The 16,352-nt window shown below is 65.4% G+C and carries 9 protein-coding genes and 1 pseudogene; 6 read left to right on the top strand and 4 right to left on the bottom strand.

Going from position 1 to position 16,352, the window contains the following annotated elements; all coding sequences use genetic code 11:
- Positions 1 to 567: 567 nt before the first annotated feature.
- On the bottom strand, positions 568 to 2,193 hold the full coding sequence (locus tag ACCQ07_RS15325) for a hypothetical protein (RefSeq protein ID WP_057680665.1): 1,626 nt from the start codon (positions 2,191 to 2,193) through the stop codon (positions 568 to 570).
- A gap of 339 nt (positions 2,194 to 2,532) precedes the next feature.
- Positions 2,533 to 2,892, bottom strand: a complete 360-nt coding sequence (locus ACCQ07_RS15320; protein WP_126952620.1) for a hypothetical protein — start codon at positions 2,890 to 2,892, stop codon at positions 2,533 to 2,535.
- Positions 2,893 to 2,946: 54 nt separating this feature from the next.
- Between ACCQ07_RS15320 and ACCQ07_RS15315 the strand changes: the two are divergent.
- Positions 2,947 to 3,228, top strand: a pseudogene (locus tag ACCQ07_RS15315) (ADP-ribosylglycohydrolase family protein); the annotation flags it as partial.
- A 342-nt stretch (positions 3,229 to 3,570) separates the two neighbouring features.
- Here ACCQ07_RS15315 and tolA read toward each other — a convergent pair.
- Both tolA and gshB read right to left on the bottom strand, forming a co-directional pair.
- Positions 3,571 to 4,446 (bottom strand): cell envelope integrity protein TolA, encoded by an 876-nt coding sequence (tolA, locus tag ACCQ07_RS15310; RefSeq protein WP_218555613.1) that lies wholly within the window; start codon positions 4,444 to 4,446, stop codon positions 3,571 to 3,573.
- Positions 4,443 to 5,393 (bottom strand): glutathione synthase, encoded by a 951-nt coding sequence (gene gshB, locus ACCQ07_RS15305; RefSeq protein WP_008575184.1) that lies wholly within the window; start codon positions 5,391 to 5,393, stop codon positions 4,443 to 4,445. The genes tolA and gshB overlap by 4 nt, the downstream gene beginning before the upstream one ends.
- Positions 5,394 to 5,629: 236 nt before the next feature.
- Between gshB and pilG the strand changes: the two genes are divergently transcribed.
- From pilG to ACCQ07_RS15280, 5 genes are all read left to right on the top strand, one after another.
- Positions 5,630 to 6,031: a twitching motility response regulator PilG gene (pilG, locus tag ACCQ07_RS15300; protein ID WP_005913706.1), complete on the top strand. Its 402-nt coding sequence runs from the start codon at positions 5,630 to 5,632 to the stop codon at positions 6,029 to 6,031.
- Positions 6,032 to 6,048: 17 nt separating this feature from the next.
- On the top strand, positions 6,049 to 6,411 hold the full coding sequence (locus ACCQ07_RS15295; protein WP_005913708.1) for a response regulator: 363 nt from the start codon (positions 6,049 to 6,051) through the stop codon (positions 6,409 to 6,411).
- Complete coding sequence (locus ACCQ07_RS15290; protein ID WP_003482487.1) at positions 6,411 to 6,941, top strand: chemotaxis protein CheW; 531 nt, start codon at positions 6,411 to 6,413, stop codon at positions 6,939 to 6,941. The genes ACCQ07_RS15295 and ACCQ07_RS15290 overlap by 1 nt, the downstream gene beginning before the upstream one ends.
- A 39-nt stretch (positions 6,942 to 6,980) precedes the next feature.
- Positions 6,981 to 9,017, top strand: a complete 2,037-nt coding sequence (locus ACCQ07_RS15285; RefSeq protein WP_008575181.1) for a methyl-accepting chemotaxis protein — start codon at positions 6,981 to 6,983, stop codon at positions 9,015 to 9,017.
- A 113-nt stretch (positions 9,018 to 9,130) separates the two neighbouring features.
- Entirely contained in the window at positions 9,131 to 16,351 is a 7,221-nt protein-coding gene (locus ACCQ07_RS15280) for an Hpt domain-containing protein (RefSeq protein ID WP_372363432.1), read from the top strand.
- Position 16,352: the final 1 nt, after the last annotated feature.

Here is a 16,352-nt window from a genome sequence, read left to right as displayed (position 1 = left end):
CATCTGCCGTGACGTTGCACCAAGTCGCGCCATGCTTCTTGTTGACAGTCGACTCACGACTTGTTGGCGCAGTTCGGGCGGCATTGCAGAGAGTCCGTCGAAGACCGCGGCTGGATTGTTTTGCGACGGCTGCGCATCGGGCAATGGTCCGCGTGGCGGCGTCCGGGACGTCGTCGGCGTCTCGTCGCTGCGGCTGGTAGATGCGGCAGCGTGCGGCAAACCGGCTCGGTTAATAGGCATCTTGAATCTCCTGAGCGTGGCGACAGCAGCGGTTCGATCTGGAGCGCCGCATACATCTTTCTATTAAGTGAGGAGGCGGCGTCGGGCGGCGCCGAAAATTGCGTTTGTCTACCCGAATGCGATACCGCAGACACACCGAAATCTCTGCGGAGCCTAGGAACGTCATTACGATGCGCGTGCCTGAGGCCTACGCGACCCTCAGGCACATCGACGCCTCACCTCTGAATCATAGTGCCTGTATGCATGCACAGGCCGGACATCAGCAGGCCAATGCGATGCCGCCCAGTGGCGTGTCCGAGTGCAGCATGGGACTGCTCACACCCTCGCCTACCAGAACCGCAAACCTGGCGCACGTTTGGAAATCAGCTTTTCAAGTATTTCATCGCACCAATTCCTGAATTCGACCGATCGTGGCAAGATGGTGTCAGCTCTCTCACGGATTGCGAGGAGCACCGACCGGTGCCTTGCCGGATCGAGAGATTTTGCCTGTTCTGACAATTGCCAAGCCGCCTCAAAGCGCTTTTCAATAGGTAATTGCGACAGTCCGTCGGTCAAACGCATCAGGACCGAGGCGGTGATTTCATGCGATGCCATACGTTCTTGCTTGGACATTCCATCGCAATAAAACTTGGAGCAGGCATTCACCAAGGACTGATGAGCATCAAGGCGCATCTGCGCAAAAGGCAGGTTAATCGACAACTCGGCAAGATGCGGCAACACATCTCGTCCGTTCATCGACGACGCAAGCTTTTTAGCAACTGCCTTGTAACTGTCCCTCAAATTCTCACCCTCCTTCAAAATGGCCTGGTGATAGAGAATCGCCACCGCGCGCGCGCGCGGCCCTGGTTGCTGTGCAGCCACTTCAACGATCACATTCATGCACTCCGGTAGTGGCAGGCGAGTCAGTGCCAGCACCAGCAAGCGCGCGTGAGGAGATAGCGCCCCCAGTCCCGTCTTCTCGGCCTGCTCCATCACCTCCGGCGCCACTTGGTCGTGGGCAGCCAGGGGACTTTGCAATACCGCACGTAACGCCGCCTCGCATTCGGGCAAATTAACGAGTGACTCGGCCAAGTACTCCAATGCACGCAACCCAGACTGCGCGGGAAGTGCGTTGATGTGCGCCAACAAGGTCGTGAACGCCCGACCGCGCTCGGACGCTGTCAGAGGCGCTCCGGGCTGCCCTCCGGGCAAGCGGCTCAATTGAAATATGAAGGGCTCCAGCACAGCCCGCCCTGCTTGCCCGGGAAGTTTGTCGCGATGCGCAAACAACGTCGTGAACGCTTCGCCACGCTCGGATTCCGGCAGGTTCCAGATGCAGTAAGCCAGATCGAAATATGCGCGCGCGCGCGCACTGCACCCCTCATCGCCCACAGACGGCAGGTGCTCCACCAGTTGCATGGCGGCATGCAAGCGCTCAAGACTTCTGACTTCACCGAAATCGGCGATTGGGTTGTAGTCGGGATTTGCCGCCAGGAACCCTTGCAATTTCTCCCGTGCCATCGCCGCTTTCTCAGGCGAGGCTGAGCCAAGGTTTTCCATGCGCTTGAGCCTCAATTTCCTATCACCCGTTTGACGCGCATCAGCACAGAGCGGTGCCATCACTCGGGCGATGTTGTGTATAGGAAATACACTATCGACGTCACTCGAATCGGCGATTGGGTTGCGGCGTGCGGCTGGTGCCTGCAGGGTGTGCGTACGTTCACCGATCTCAGCGGCCATCCGCCGCGAGGTTGATCCGAGCCGCGCCTTGCTTCTATGGTCCAATCGACCCACGATGTTCTGGCGAAGCGTGGGCGGCAGTGCGGAGAGTCTGTCAAAGACCGGGGACCGCTTGTTTTCTACGAAGTGCGGATTCGGCAATTGGGTGCTGGCCTGCGCCTGGGAAGGCTGCCCCTCCTCCGTGTGGCTGGTGGACGCCACAGCGTGCGATAGGCCTGTACTGGTAATCGGCATCTCGGGTCTCCTGAAGGTGCGCCGCGGGGCGGCAGCGGGTTGGATGTTTCGCTTAGCTTTCGCCAAAGCGAGGCCTGTCTGCAGGCACAGTCAGAAGGCGCGCTCGCCCACGCGAACACGACGGCATGCGTACCCAGGCTGCGTAAGCCGACATCTACAGGACGCCCTACGACGGGATCGACCCAGCCGTTGGGTTCTGTGGGACGCTGATGCTCTGGAAGCGATGGAATCAGCCCAATCGGCGATTTGCCTGTACGCAGATGCTGCTCACCGCGATCCTAGTCGCCCGGTTCGGCAATACGTCACCGCAACCTCGCGTACGGCTGCTCGCATCGACATCTACCAGAAACGCCAGCGACTCCAAAAACTCTGACCTGCCGCACGCTTTTCCGCAAGTTTGGAATCCACCTCTCCGAGTAATCGGTCGCAATGCGCTCTGAATTCGACGACTTGTGGTGTCACCGCTTCGGCTTGTTCACGGATAGCAACGATCACCGACCTGTCCCTTTCCAGGTCAAGGCGCGACGCTTGAAAGAGCAATGATGTAGCAGCCAACACGCGTTTGTCTGCTGGCTGTTGCGGCAATGCGCTGGCCAAACGCAGCAGCACCGCGACCGCGATTTCATTCTTTTTGGAGATGTCATCCTGCGATAATTCGCCGCAGGCATTCTGTAACCGCACATGGGTCGCGTAGCGCATCTGCGGATCGGGCAGGACAACCGACAAATCGGCTAGATGGGGCAACACCTCCCCGCAGCGGTGCCGGCAGTGCAGATTCGCGGCACCGGCTACGTGGTCGACGCGCTGTCGGCCGCACTGTGGTGCTTCGCCACCACCGACACATTCGCCGATGCGGTGTTGCGCGCGGCCAACCTGGGCGACGATGCCGACACCACCGCGGCGATCTGCGGCCAGCTTGCTGGCGCGTTCTACGGTGTCCAGGGCATTCCGGCCGCCTGGCGCGAACGCGTGCAGGATGCATCCGAGATCATGGCGTTGGCCGACCGGTTGCACGCTGCGGCGCAGGTGGCCTGAGACACTGGCCACCGCGGACCTGCCGCGCCGTCTGCTGCACGCAGCAGATGGCGCAATCGGCCATGTCGTCGCGCGGTCCAGGTTTGTGCGCCAGCCGATCGCAGGTCGTCATTGCCGGCTTGCTGCATGTCCGCGCCGCTATGGCGGGTTGCTGTCGCGCAGGCGTGCAAGAGGGTGACCAGGCTGCGCAGGAGTGCCCGCCTGGCGTCCACGCTCAGGCCGCCGGCATCACGGCACGAGGCGCGCGCGCCGCAGCGCCGCTGATCCTGCGCGTCTGTCTTCTTTCAGGCCTGTGCCACTCGGCTGTGGCGCAGTGCATGGGGCAGTACACGCCTAGGGGGCTCAGCGATCGTCGTGCAGCTCGCCGCCGGGCAGGAACAGCCAGGTGCGCGTGACCTGCAGGATGTCCACGTCGTCCTTGGTCTTGGGCAGTGGCGGAAACGGCTGCGCCAGTTGCACCACGCGCAATGCGGAATCGTCCAGCAACGGAACCCCGCTGGAGACCAGCACGCGGCTGCTTTCCACGCTGCCGTCGCGGCGCACGCCCACGCTGATGACCACCTTGCCGCCCAGCCGGCGGCGGCGCGCGTCGTCCGGATAATTCAGGTTGCCCACGCGCTCGGCGCGGTCCACCCAGGCACGCAGATAGTTCGCGTACGCGTATTCGCGGGTACTGGCGGAGACGAACTTGCGGTTCGGGCGCTTGGCGTACTGCTCCGAGCGCAGATGCACTTCGGCGGCGAGCCGGGCCATTTCGGCATCGCGCTGGATGCGCTGCGCCTCGGCCGGGGTGAGCGGGTCGGTCTGCGGATTGGGCTGCGGCGTCGGCACGGCCTGCTCGCCACGACGGCTGGTCACCACGCGGGTCTGGGTGGGCTCGGGTGCGTTCACGCTCGTGGCGCGTTGCGCCTGTGGCGCCAGCCCGGTGCGGTCCTGCGGCACCACGCCCGGCTGGCTGTCCCGAGGGCGTTGCGCGGTGGCGTGATCGCCGCCGCCCTGCTGGTTGGCCTGGGCCAGGAAGTCGGCCTGCTTGGGCGTCAACGGCGTGCTGGTCTGGCTGAAGATCACATCCAGCGTCGGCACTAACGGTGCGTCCTCGCTGACCGCAAAGCCTACCCCCAGGATCAGCACGCCATGCAGCAGCAGCGAGATCACCAGCGTCATCATCAGCCGGCGACCGTCGTCCATCGGTGCCGGCAGGGCCGCGGCCGTGCTCATTGCGCGGTGCCGGCCTCGATCGCGTCGAACAGCAGTCCGGCGATGTTCAGGCCGAACTGCGCATCCAGCTCGCGCACGCAGGTGGGGCTGGTGACGTTGACCTCGGTCAGGTAATCGCCGATCACGTCCAGGCCGACGAAGCGCATGCCGCGCCGGCGCATTTCCGGACCCACCTGCGCGGCGATCCAGCGGTCGCGTTCGGACAATGGCCGGCCTTCGCCGCGTCCGCCGGCGGCCAGGTTGCCGCGGAATTCGTCGCCCTGCGGAATCCGCGCCAGGCAGTAATCGACCGGCTCGCCGTCCACCAGCAGGATGCGCTTGTCGCCGGCCGTGATGTCGGGGATGAAGCGCTGCGCCAGGGTCAGCTTGCGGTTGCCGTCGGTCAGCGTTTCCAGGATCACGTTGAGGTTGGGGTCGCCGCTGCCGCTACGGAAGATCGAGCGTCCGCCCATGCCGTCCAGCGGCTTGAGTACCGCCTGGCCATGCTCCAGCACGAAGGCCTTGAGCGCGGCGGCATCGCGGCTGACCAGGGTCGGCGGGCAGCATTGCGGAAACAGCAGTGCGGCCAGCTTCTCGTTGTAGTCGCGCAGGCCCTGCGGGTCGTTGACGATCTGCGCGCCGGCGCGCTGCGCCACGCTCAGCACCTGGGTGTCGTAGACGAACTCCGCATCCACCGGCGGGTCCTTGCGCATCAGCACCACCTGGCCGGGCCCGAACGCCCGTTCGGCGAACTCGCCCAGCGTGAACCAGCCGGTCTTGTCCTCGCGCACGCTCAGCGGCGCCACCTGCGCCACCGCGCGCCCTTCGCGCAGGCTGAGCCCGCCGGGGCGCACGTAGTGCAGTCGGTGACCACGGCGCTGGGCTTCCAGCAACATGGCAAACGTAGTGTCTTTGGCGATCTTGATGGAGGCGATGGGATCCATCACCACAACGACGTCGAGCGACATGGGGCTAAACCTTTCGAACAAGCTGCCGATGGTAACTTCAAGCGATGGGCGATGGCGCGCCCGGTGGGTCGTAGTGCGCGACTTGCCGGCCGGGACGCACCCAGACGTGGTCGGAACGTCCGCCTGGCGGGGCCCCGGCAATGCACCCTTGACAGTCGATGCGGGTCTTGGGATATACATGCAGTTTCGTAGCGACGTCGGAAGGGATGAAGCGTCGCGCGCCCGGGGATATTTGCATGAGTGAAAACATTGCTGCGGGTGGGGAACTCGCAGGACTGAAGGTGATGGTGATCGATGATTCGAAAACCATTCGCCGCACCGCCGAAACGCTGCTGAAGCGGGAAGGTTGTGAAGTAGTGACAGCAACGGATGGTTTCGAGGCACTGGCCAAAATTGCGGACCAGCAACCTCAGATCATTTTCGTCGACATCATGATGCCGCGCCTGGATGGGTACCAGACGTGCGCGTTGATCAAGGGCAACCAGCTCTTCAAATCGACGCCGGTGATCATGTTGTCGTCCAAGGACGGCCTGTTCGACAAGGCTCGCGGCCGCATCGTCGGTTCCGAGCAATATCTGACCAAGCCGTTCACCCGTGAAGAACTACTGAGCGCGATCCGCACGTACGTCCACGCCTGACCAGGGGGAAAGGCAACATGGCTCGAATTATATTGATCGAGGACTCGCCCACCGACAGGGCAGTCTTCAGTCAATGGCTGGAAAAAGCAGGCCATACGGTCGTCGCCACCGATAATGCAGAAGAGGGGCTTGAGCTGGTTCGCAGCCAGGCGCCCGATCTTGTGTTGATGGATGTGGTGTTGCCCGGCATGAGCGGCTTCCAGGCAACCCGTGCTCTCGCACGCGACCAGGCAACCAAGGACATTCCCGTGCTGCTGGTCAGCACCAAGGGCATGGAAACCGACAGGGCCTGGGGTCTGCGACAAGGTGCCAGCGACTACATCGTCAAGCCGCCGCGCGAAGACGATCTGATCGCGCGCATCAGACAATTGGTGCGTTGATGCGCTCTCCATTCGACATTCTCGAAGACTACGAGCGTCGTAGTCTGGCGCACGCCACGCCGCTGCCGGAACGCCAGTTCTCGGCCGATATCTGGCGCGGCGTGGGGTATCGCGTCGGGACCCGGCGACTGGTCTCGGACTTCCGCGAAGTTGCGGAAATCGTGCCGATGCCGCCGGTCACTCCGGTGCCGGGCGCACAGCCCTGGCTGCTGGGCGTGGGCAACCTGCGCGGCAATCTGTTCCCGGTGATCGATCTGAAGCAGTTCCTGGAGGGCCGTCGCACGGTGCTGCAGGAAGGCCAGCGTGTGCTGATCATGCGTCAGAGCGGCGGCGACGTCGCGCTGACCATCGATGAGCTGTACGGCCAACGCAGCTTCGAGCAGGTCCAGGCGGTGGAACCCGGCGAGCTGGCGCAAGGCCGCTACGCCCATTTCATCGACCGTGCCTTCCGCAACGAGACGCAGGACTGGGGTGTGTTTTCCCTGGCGTTGCTGTCGCGCACTCCTGAATTCCGGCAGGCCGCGGCCTAATCCGCGACCCCGCCACGTCATACAGATCGAGGTCGAACCATGAGTACCGCCCCGGACGCCCGCAAGACCAACAAGCTCGGCAGCGTCAGCACCAGCTTCTGGCTTGGCTTGCTGGTGTTGTCGATGATCGTGTTTGGCGCCAATACCGGCGTCGCGACCTGGCAGGGCAGTCGTCTTGCCGGTGCCGGCACCGGCGCGGCCGACTTGCAGGTGCTCTCGCAGCAGCTGGCCAACCAGGGCCGCGAAGCGGTGTCCGGCGACGCCAAGGCGTTTGCCGCATTCAAGGAAACCAAGGGCCGTATCGACAGCACGGTCAGCGAGCTGGATGGCCGTTACGGCCAGGAAAGCTCGATCGCAAGCTCGATGGCGCAACTCAAGGCGACCTGGGTACCGCTGAGCAAAAACGCCGATCAGGTCATCGCCAGCGAACCGGCGGTGCTCGGTCTGGCCGGCAACGCCGAACGCTTCTCCGGCAGCGTGCCGCAGCTGCAGGCGCAGTTGAACGAAGTGGTGCGCGCGATGACGGTCAGCGGCGCGCCTGCCTCGCAGATCTACAACACGCTGCAGCAGGTGGTGGTCGCCGGCACCATGGCACGCCGGGTCACGGAAATGCGCGCCGGTGGCGCCAATGCGGCCGCCTCGGGCGACGCACTGGCACGCGACTCGGTGGTGTTCACGCAGATGCTGGAAGGCCTGCGCACGGGCAACGAAGAACTCGGCATCGCCGCGGTGCGCAACCCGGCCGCGTTGTCGGCGCTGGAGCAGTCGCAGGCGCAGTGGACGACGATGAAGAAAGACGTCGACGCCATCCTCGCCAGCTCGCGCAACCTGTTCGCCGCACAGTCCTCGGCCGCCGCGCTGACGGCCGGCTCCGGCAAGATGCTCGAAGACAGCAAGAAGCTGTTCGATGCGTTTTCGGCGTTCGGTTCGGTGCGCGACACGCGCCTGTTCCCGAACTTCTGGCTGGGCGTGGTGTCCGGCCTGGTCGCGCTGCTGGCGATCATCGGCTTCGTGTGGAGCTCGGTGCGCGTGCGGACCCGCGAGCAGGACGTGCGCTACCAGTCGCAGGTGGAATTCAACAGCCGCAACCAGCAGGCGATCATGCGGTTGCTGGACGAAATCAGCTCGCTCGGTGAGGGCGACCTGACCGTCAAGGCGTCGGTGACCGAGGACATGACCGGCGCGATCGCCGACGCAATCAACTACGCGGTGGACGAGCTGCGCCACCTGGTGACCACGATCAACGACACCTCGGCCAAGGTCGCCGTGTCGACCCAGGAGACCCAGGCCACCGCGATGCAGCTGGCCGAAGCCGCCGGCCAGCAGGCCAACCAGATCACCACCGCCTCCGAGCGCATCAGCGAAATCGCCGCCAGCATCGAACAGGTGTCGCGCAACTCCACCGAGTCGGCCGAAGTGGCGCAGCGCTCGGTGGTCATCGCCGCCGAGGGTGCCGGCGTGGTGCGCGAGACGATCCAGGGCATGGACCAGATTCGCGATCAGATCCAGGAAACCTCCAAGCGCATCAAGCGGCTGGGCGAGTCTTCGCAGGAAATCGGCTCGATCGTGGAACTGATCAACGACATTTCCGAACAGACCAACATCCTGGCGCTCAACGCCGCGGTGCAGGCGGCGTCGGCCGGCGAAGCCGGTCGCGGTTTCGCTGTGGTGGCCGACGAAGTGCAGCGCCTGGCAGAACGCACCTCCAGTGCGACCCGACGCATCGAAGGTCTGGTGCAGACCATTCAGGCCGATACCAACGAAGCGGTCAGTTCGATGGAACAGACCACCTCTGAAGTGGTGTCCGGTGCGCGCCTGGCCGAAGACGCCGGCACCGCGCTGACCGAAATCGAGCGCGTGTCCAACGCCTTGAACAACCTGATCAAGAACATCTCCATCGCTGCGCACCAGCAGTCGGCCGCGGCGACGGATATCACACAGACCATGGGCGTGATCCGTCAGATCACCAGCCAGACATCGCAGGGTGCGGAGCAGACGGCCGAATCGATTGGCAACCTGGCTCAGCTCGCTGCCGATCTGCGCCGTTCGGTCGCCGACTTCAAGCTGCCGGCGTGACCACGACGCGGAACGGGAAAGGATCAGCAGATGGCGCGTAGTAGCGTTACGTCGATGCAGGAAGTGACCGGTTGCCGCGCTGGCGGCGAGTCGGTCGTAGTCAGGGGGCTGCAATGAGCGCGCTTCGCGATGCGATGAGTCACGCCGCACTGGGCTGGGTCAAGCCAGAGCTGGACGAGACGTTGCGCCAGGCGCGCAACGAGATCGAGTACTTTGCCGAAGAACCTTCCGACACCAGTCGGATGCGGTTCTGCGCCGGCTACCTGCACCAGGTGCAGGGCACGCTGCGCATGGTCGAGTTGTATGCGCCGGCGATGGTGGCCGAAGAGCTCGAGCTGTTGGCCCAGGCCGTGCAGGCAGGGGAGGTCGCCGACCGCGATGAGGCCTGCGCGATGCTGATGCGCGGCACCGTGTTGCTGCCCGATTACCTGGAGCGCTTGCAGAACGGGCATCGCGACATTCCGATCGTGTTGCTGCCGCTGCTCAATGAAATCCGTGCCACCCGTGGCCAGCCGGGTCTGAGCGAAAGCGTGCTGTTCGCGTTCGACCCGCAGGCCGGTGTTGCCACCGAGGCCGAGCTGGATCACGCGCGCGGCAGTCTGAGCGGACGCAATCGCGAGTTGCTTGACACCGTCGGCAATGCGGTCAAGGAAGAATTGCTGCGCGTGAAAGACGCGCTGGACCTGCATCTGCGCACCGGCGGCGAGATCGGCGAGCTGCAGACCCAGGTCAACGATCTGGGCAGTGTTGCCGACACCCTCGGCATGATGGGCTTGGGCGTGGCGCGCAGCGTCGTCGTGCAGCAGCGCGATGCGTTGGCGCGTGTGGTCGATGGCCAGACCCAGATGGACGAAAGCGTGCTGCTGGACATTGCCGGCGCGCTGCTGTACGTGGATGCCTCGCTAGACGATCAGGTCGCCAGCCTCGGCGCCGACCCGGGCGACGGTACCGAAGTCAGCAACAGTGCCAACTCCTCGGAAGTACGCCGCACGGTCGATGTGCTGGCGCAAGAGGCGATCGCCAACTTCGGAGCGGCGCGCGAACATTTCGTCGCCTTCATCGAAACCAACTGGGACCACGCGCGTCTGGCCGAGGTGCCGCACCTGCTCGGCGAAGTCGGCGGTGCGTTGCGCATTCTCGAGCTGCCGCAGGCCGCCGATTATCTGGAAGGCGTGCGTCGCTACGTCGATCTGGAATTGATCGGTAAGCAGCGCGTGCCCAGCGGACGCCAGCTGGATACCCTGGCCGATGCGATGGCCAGCCTGGAGTACTACCTGGAAGCCCTGCGCGAGCGCCGTCCCGGCCGCGAAGAGATTCTGGATATCACCCGCAACAGCCTGGAAACGTTGCGTTACTGGCCGCTGCCGTCGGGCCAGCCGTCCGATTTGCCGGTCGGCACGGACCAGCCGGGCAGCGCGGCCGAGCCGCAGCCGGTGGCCGCCCCGCCGTTGCAGCACGCCGACACGCCGCAGGCCGCCAACGATGCGTCTTTGCCGTCGCTGGAATGGGCGAACGAAACCGTCGTCGAGACGCCGTTCGCTGCCAGCGTGGTGCACGACACCGGCGCTGCCGCGACCGATACGGTGTTCTCCTTCGACCCGGTCGCCGCCGAAGAAACCGTGTCCGGCCAGTCGCAAGTGCCGTTCACCGTGGCGCCGCTGGATCTTTCGGACGACGGCGCGCAGGCGCCTGGCGACTGGCATCTGGAAACCACGGAGCAGGCCGCGCCGATCGCCACCTCTGCGTTCGACCCGGTGTCGGCCGAGCAGGATGGCAACGAGGTCGCGCAGGTCAGCTACACGGTGGATCTGAGCGCGCTGGAGCAGGAGCACGCCGCCGAGCCGGTGCTTGCGGAGGACGCGCCGCTGCAGATCGAGCAGATCGACCTGCCGGGCGACGCCGATCAGACCGAAGCACCGTTGGAGTTCATCGCCGAGAACGCAGCGCGTCGCGCGCAGACCAGCATCGAAGACGCCTTCTCGCCGCCGCCGAGTCCGCCGCAGGAATTGGACGACCCGTTCGTCGAGCCGGTGCAGGAGCCGCAGGACGTCCCGTCCGAAGCGGCATCCGGGCCGGTTGCCCCGCGCGTGCAACAGGCAGTGGTCAGCGAATTCGAGCTGGACGACGCCTCCGCTGCGTTCCTGGCCCAGCTCGATGCAGCAGCCGCGCAGTTCGACGTGGAGCGCCCGCAGGCGCCGGCACCGGCCGCCGATGCGCACACCGCGCAGGCAAGCTCTGAACCGGTGTCCAGCGAACGCGCTCAGGAGGCTGCCGATGCCGGCATTTTCGGCGGCTTCGGCGACAGCGATATCGACAACGATATCCGCGACGTGTTCCTGGAAGAATTCGACGAAGAGTTGGTCAACCTGGGGCAGCTGTTGCCGGTGTGGCGCGCCGCGCCCACCAACCCGGAAGCCCTGCGCCCGATCCGCCGCGTCTTCCACACCCTGAAGGGCAGTGGGCGTCTGGTTGGCGCCAGCGTGCTCGGCGAGTTCAGCTGGAAGATCGAGAGCATGCTTAACCGCGTGCTCGATAATTCGCGGCCGGCCAGCCCGGCGGTCGTGTCGATGGTCGAACTGGCCTACGAGGTGTTGCCGCAATTCAACGCCGCGCTGCGCGACCAGGGCCGCATCAGCGCCAATCTGCCTGAAATCCAGGGCATTGCCGAACGCGTTGCTGCTGGCGAAGAGGTCTATTACGTGCCCGCAGCCGCGGCACCGGTGGCCGAGGCCGTGGCGATTCCGGCGGCAGCCGCAGGCGTGTTTGTCGCCAGCGGCGGAACGCCGGCTTCGGTGGACAGCGTGCTGCGCGAGATCCTGGAAGCCGAGGTCGCCACGCATCTGGACACGGTGAACGGGTGGCTGCAGGCCAGCCAGGCCGAGCCGCAGTTGGCGACCGAAGACGTGCTGCGCGCCGTGCACACGATGAGTGGCGCGTTCGCGATGACCGACGTGCCGGAAATCACCTTGGTGACGACGCCGGCCGAAAGCTACGTCAAGCGCTTGCTGGCCGCCTCGGTCATGCCGTCGGCGGAAGGGCTCGAAGCACTCACCGCCACCGCTGCTGCGATTGCCACCACGGTGACCGCGCTGCGTGCCGATGCGCCGTTGATTCCGTCGTTCGCACCGTTGACCGAGCGTTTGCGCACGCTGGTGGACAGCTTGCCGGAAGCGCAGTGGCCGCCGCAGGTGTTCCTGGACGAGTTGGACGATGTCGACGCCCCGAGCGCCATGGTAGACGGCAGCGTTGCCTCGGTCGAACTGACCGGTGCGCAGGATTTGTCGCAGTACCTGGATGCCGGCGCGCTACCGTCCGACGCCCCCGCATCGGCGCAAGATGCCGAAGACGCGCAGCCGCAGCCGGACGATGCGCCGATTGCCGTGGACGAGCTGGCCGAAGCCGAATCCGAGCATGATTCGGCACTCGCACTGGACGCGCCTGCACCGCATGCGGTCGACGATGCCGGTCATGCCGCCGTGCACGAAGATGTCCACGCCTCTGCCGAGTCCGTGCCTGCATCGAGCGACGACGCGCTGGTACCGATTGCCGAATCCGAGCAGCTTGCCGATGCGCTGCACGACGATGCTGCGCCAGCCGAAGAGGCAGACCGGGCCGCATCGCAGGGCATCGACGCACACGACCTGCCGGCCGACGAGCCGCTGGTTGAAGCCGAGGCCTGGGATGCCACCGAACTGCAGCATGCGCAGACCGCACCGCACGATCACGTACCGGGCGAGCACGCAGCAGAGGTGCCCGGTGAGGCATTTGCTGAGCGTGTGTCCGGCGAGCACGACGCCGACGCCACCAGCACGCACGCCGACAGCATTGCGGTAGACGAGCTGGCCGATGCGGAAGCTGCCTTGGGCGATGCGCAGACGCTGGCTGCAGCCGATGCCGAGCAGGCAGTGGACGGGCAGGCACAGCAGGCGCCCGCGCACGACGAGCAAGTTGCAGCAGGCGCTGACGAGGCGGTCGAGAGCATCGAAGCGCTGGAGGCCGTGCACGCCGACGCAGCGTTGGCTGATGACGCCAATGCAACGACCGCGGAAGACTGGACCCCGGAAACCGCAGCGCTGGACAGCGTGTCGTCCGATCAGTCTGGCCATGCCGACACGCAGGAATACGCGGGCGAGCAGTCGGTAGACCAGGCGGCGCAGCACGGCGAGGCAGCGTTGCCGCATGCCGGCGAGCCGTATGCGGGCGAACAGCAACCGCTGGAAGAAGCCGCGCAGCTGGGCGAGCATGCAGAGCTGGAAGCGCAACCATCTTCGAATCAGCAGATGGATTCGGGCGATGACGCGCCTGCCGATGCGCAGCCGCACGTCCACGAGCAAGTGCCGTCTGACCAGTACGTCGACGCCGGTGAGCAGCTGCAAACGCACGCGCATTCCGACGAACATGCCAGCGACGCAGAGCACGCGACGGAACACCTGGACGCCGAAGCCACGCATACCGAAGCGCAGCATTCCGACGCCGAGCATGTGGCTGCCGAGCAGACCGAAGCGGCGCATTCCGATGCCGAGCATGCAGACGCCGACCGAGTTGACGCCGCACAGGCCGGTGCCGACGTCCTGCCCGATCACACTGTCGAATCGGTGCAGGCATTCGAAATGGCGCATGCGGCCGATCAGGTGGAAGAGACCGGCGATCCGCAATCGGATACCGCGCCGGAGCTGCACGACACGCAGGCTGTCACCTCCGACGACGCGGCGCAGGCCGATGAGCAGGCCGCAGTCGATGCGTTTGCCGTGGCCGATCACGCCGATCATGCCGCGCACGCAGATCAGTTCGAAAGCGCAGGACACGCCGCGCACGCGGAACCAACGCAAGCCAGCGACCACGCCGGTGCCGATCAGCATGCCGACGACTCCGCAGATCAGCACGCAACCGACCGCAGCGCCGACGAGCCGGAAGACACCACCACCGCTGCGTTCAGCGCCCCAGTCGAAGATGCGGCGCGTGCCGGTGCGGCCAGCAACGATATCGGCGCGGCATTCGATGCCGGCCCGCTGAACTTCGATCAACTCGACGGCGAGCTGGTCGACATCTTCGTCGAAGAAGGTCGCGACCTGCTGGACCATTGCGACGGCCTGATCGCCCGCATGCGCGAAGTGCCGGGAGACCGCGATGTCCTCAATGGACTGCAGCGCGATCTGCACACGCTCAAGGGCGGTGCGCGCATGGCCGGCATCAACGCCATCGGCGATCTGGGGCATGCAATCGAATCGCTGCTCGAAGCCGTGGCGGCCAACCGCACCGACATCGATCGCGACGACGTGCGTCTGTTCGAGCGTGGCTTCGACCGCCTGCATCAGTTGCTGACCCGCACCGGCATGCACCGTGCGGTGACGATGCCGACCGATCTGGTGGAAGCCTTCGAAACCCGTACCCGTGGCCGCAATGCCGCACCGCCTAGCGACGCAGATGTCCGCGCGATCGCCAAGGCGTCGGTGGAACCGGCGCCGCTGTCCGCCCCGGTTCCGGTGGAAGGCCAGGCCGAAGAAGACTTCCTGCCGCGCGTGCAGCAGGAGCAGGTGCGCGTGCGCGCCGACCTGCTCGACCGCCTGGTCAACCACGCCGGCGAAGTGGCGATCTACCGCTCGCGCCTGGAGCAGCAGCTGGGCGCGTTCCGCGGCGCCATGGGCGAACTGGATCGCACCAACGCCCGTCTGCGCGACCAGTTGCGACGTCTGGATCTGGAAACCGAAGCGCAGATCGTGGCGCGTTATCAGCGCGAACAGGACCAGGGCGATCGCACCTTCGATCCGCTGGAACTGGACCGCTTCTCCACCCTGCAGCAGCTCAGCCGCGCGCTGAACGAATCGGCAGCCGACTTGGGCGGCTTGCAGGGTGTGCTGGAAGATCTGTCGCGTCAGTACGACGGCTTGCTGCAACAGCAGTCGCGCGTCAGTTCGGAGCTGCAGGATGGCCTGATGCGCGCGCGCATGGTGCCGTTCGACGGTCTGGTGCCGCGTTTGCGTCGTGTGGTGCGTCAGGCAGCCAGCGACACCGGCAAGCAGGTGCACCTGGTGCTGGAAGGCACCCAGGGCGAACTGGATCGCAACGTGCTCGATCGCATGGTCGCGCCGCTGGAACACATGCTGCGCAACTCGGTGGCGCACGGGCTGGAAACGCCCGAGCAACGCCGCGACGCAGGCAAGCCGGAAGAAGGCAGCATTGCGATCCGTCTGCGCCGCGAAGGCTCGGAAATCGTGCTGGAAGTGGCCGACGACGGCGCCGGGCTGGACCGCGAGGCGATCCGTCGCCGCGGCGAGGAGCGCGGCCTGATCGAACCGGGCCAGGAGCTGAGCGAGGCCGAACTCGATAACCTGATTTTCGCTTCCGGCTTCAGCACCTCCGAGCAGGTCAGCCAGTTGGCCGGCCGTGGCGTGGGCATGGACGTGGTGCGCAACGAAGTGCGTCAGCTCGGCGGCTCGGTGGATATCCACTCGGTACGCGGGCAGGGCGCCACCTTCACCTTGCGTCTGCCGCAAACGCTTGCGGTCACCCAGGCGGTGTTCGTGCGCATCGGCGAAACGACGTTCGCGGTGCCGGTGGGCTCGGTCAGCGGTATCGGCCGCATCTCGCGCACCCGTTACGAGTCGGGCGAGGGCGGGTATCACTACGCCGGCGAAGAGTACGTGCTGCACGACCTCGGCTCGTTGGTCGGCCAGGCCGCCGCGCGTGCCGATGGCCAGGCGCAGGTGCCGTTGCTGTTGGTGCGGGCGGGCGACCTGCGTGCCGCGGTGGCCATCGATCAGGTGCTGGGCAATCGCGAAGTCGTGGTCAAGCCGGTGGGCCTGCAGATCGCCTCGGTGCCGGGCATCTACGGCGCCACCATCACCGGCGATGGCCGCGTGGTGGTGATCCTGGACGTCGCCCCGCTGGTGCGTCGTTTCCTGGCCCAGCCGGCGCGGCCGTCGCTGGAAACACAGGCCGAAGCGCAGCGCCAGGTGCCATTGGTGATGGTGGTCGACGATTCGCTGACCATGCGCAAGGTCACCAGCCGCGTGCTGGAACGCCACAACTTGGATGTCACGACCGCACGCGACGGTGTCGAGGCGCTGGAACTGCTCGAAGAGCGCGTGCCCGACCTGATGCTGCTGGATATCGAAATGCCGCGCATGGACGGCTACGAGCTGGCGACCGCGATGCGGGCCGACCCGCGCTTCAAGGCGGTGCCGATCGTGATGATCACCTCGCGCAGTGGCGAGAAGCATCGCCAGCGCGCCTTCGAGATCGGCGTGCAGCGTTACCTGGGCAAGCCTTACCAAGAGTTGGATCTGATGCGAAACGTGTATGACCTGCTGGGGATCGCCCGTGTCCGAGACTAAT

Origin of the sequence: Xanthomonas sp. NCPPB 3583 (assembly GCF_041475715.2) — a bacterium.
GTDB lineage: Bacteria > Pseudomonadota > Gammaproteobacteria > Xanthomonadales > Xanthomonadaceae > Xanthomonas > Xanthomonas euvesicatoria.
The sequence above is the reverse complement of the archived record's forward strand: the minus strand, read 5'-3'. Positions and strand labels throughout refer to the sequence as shown.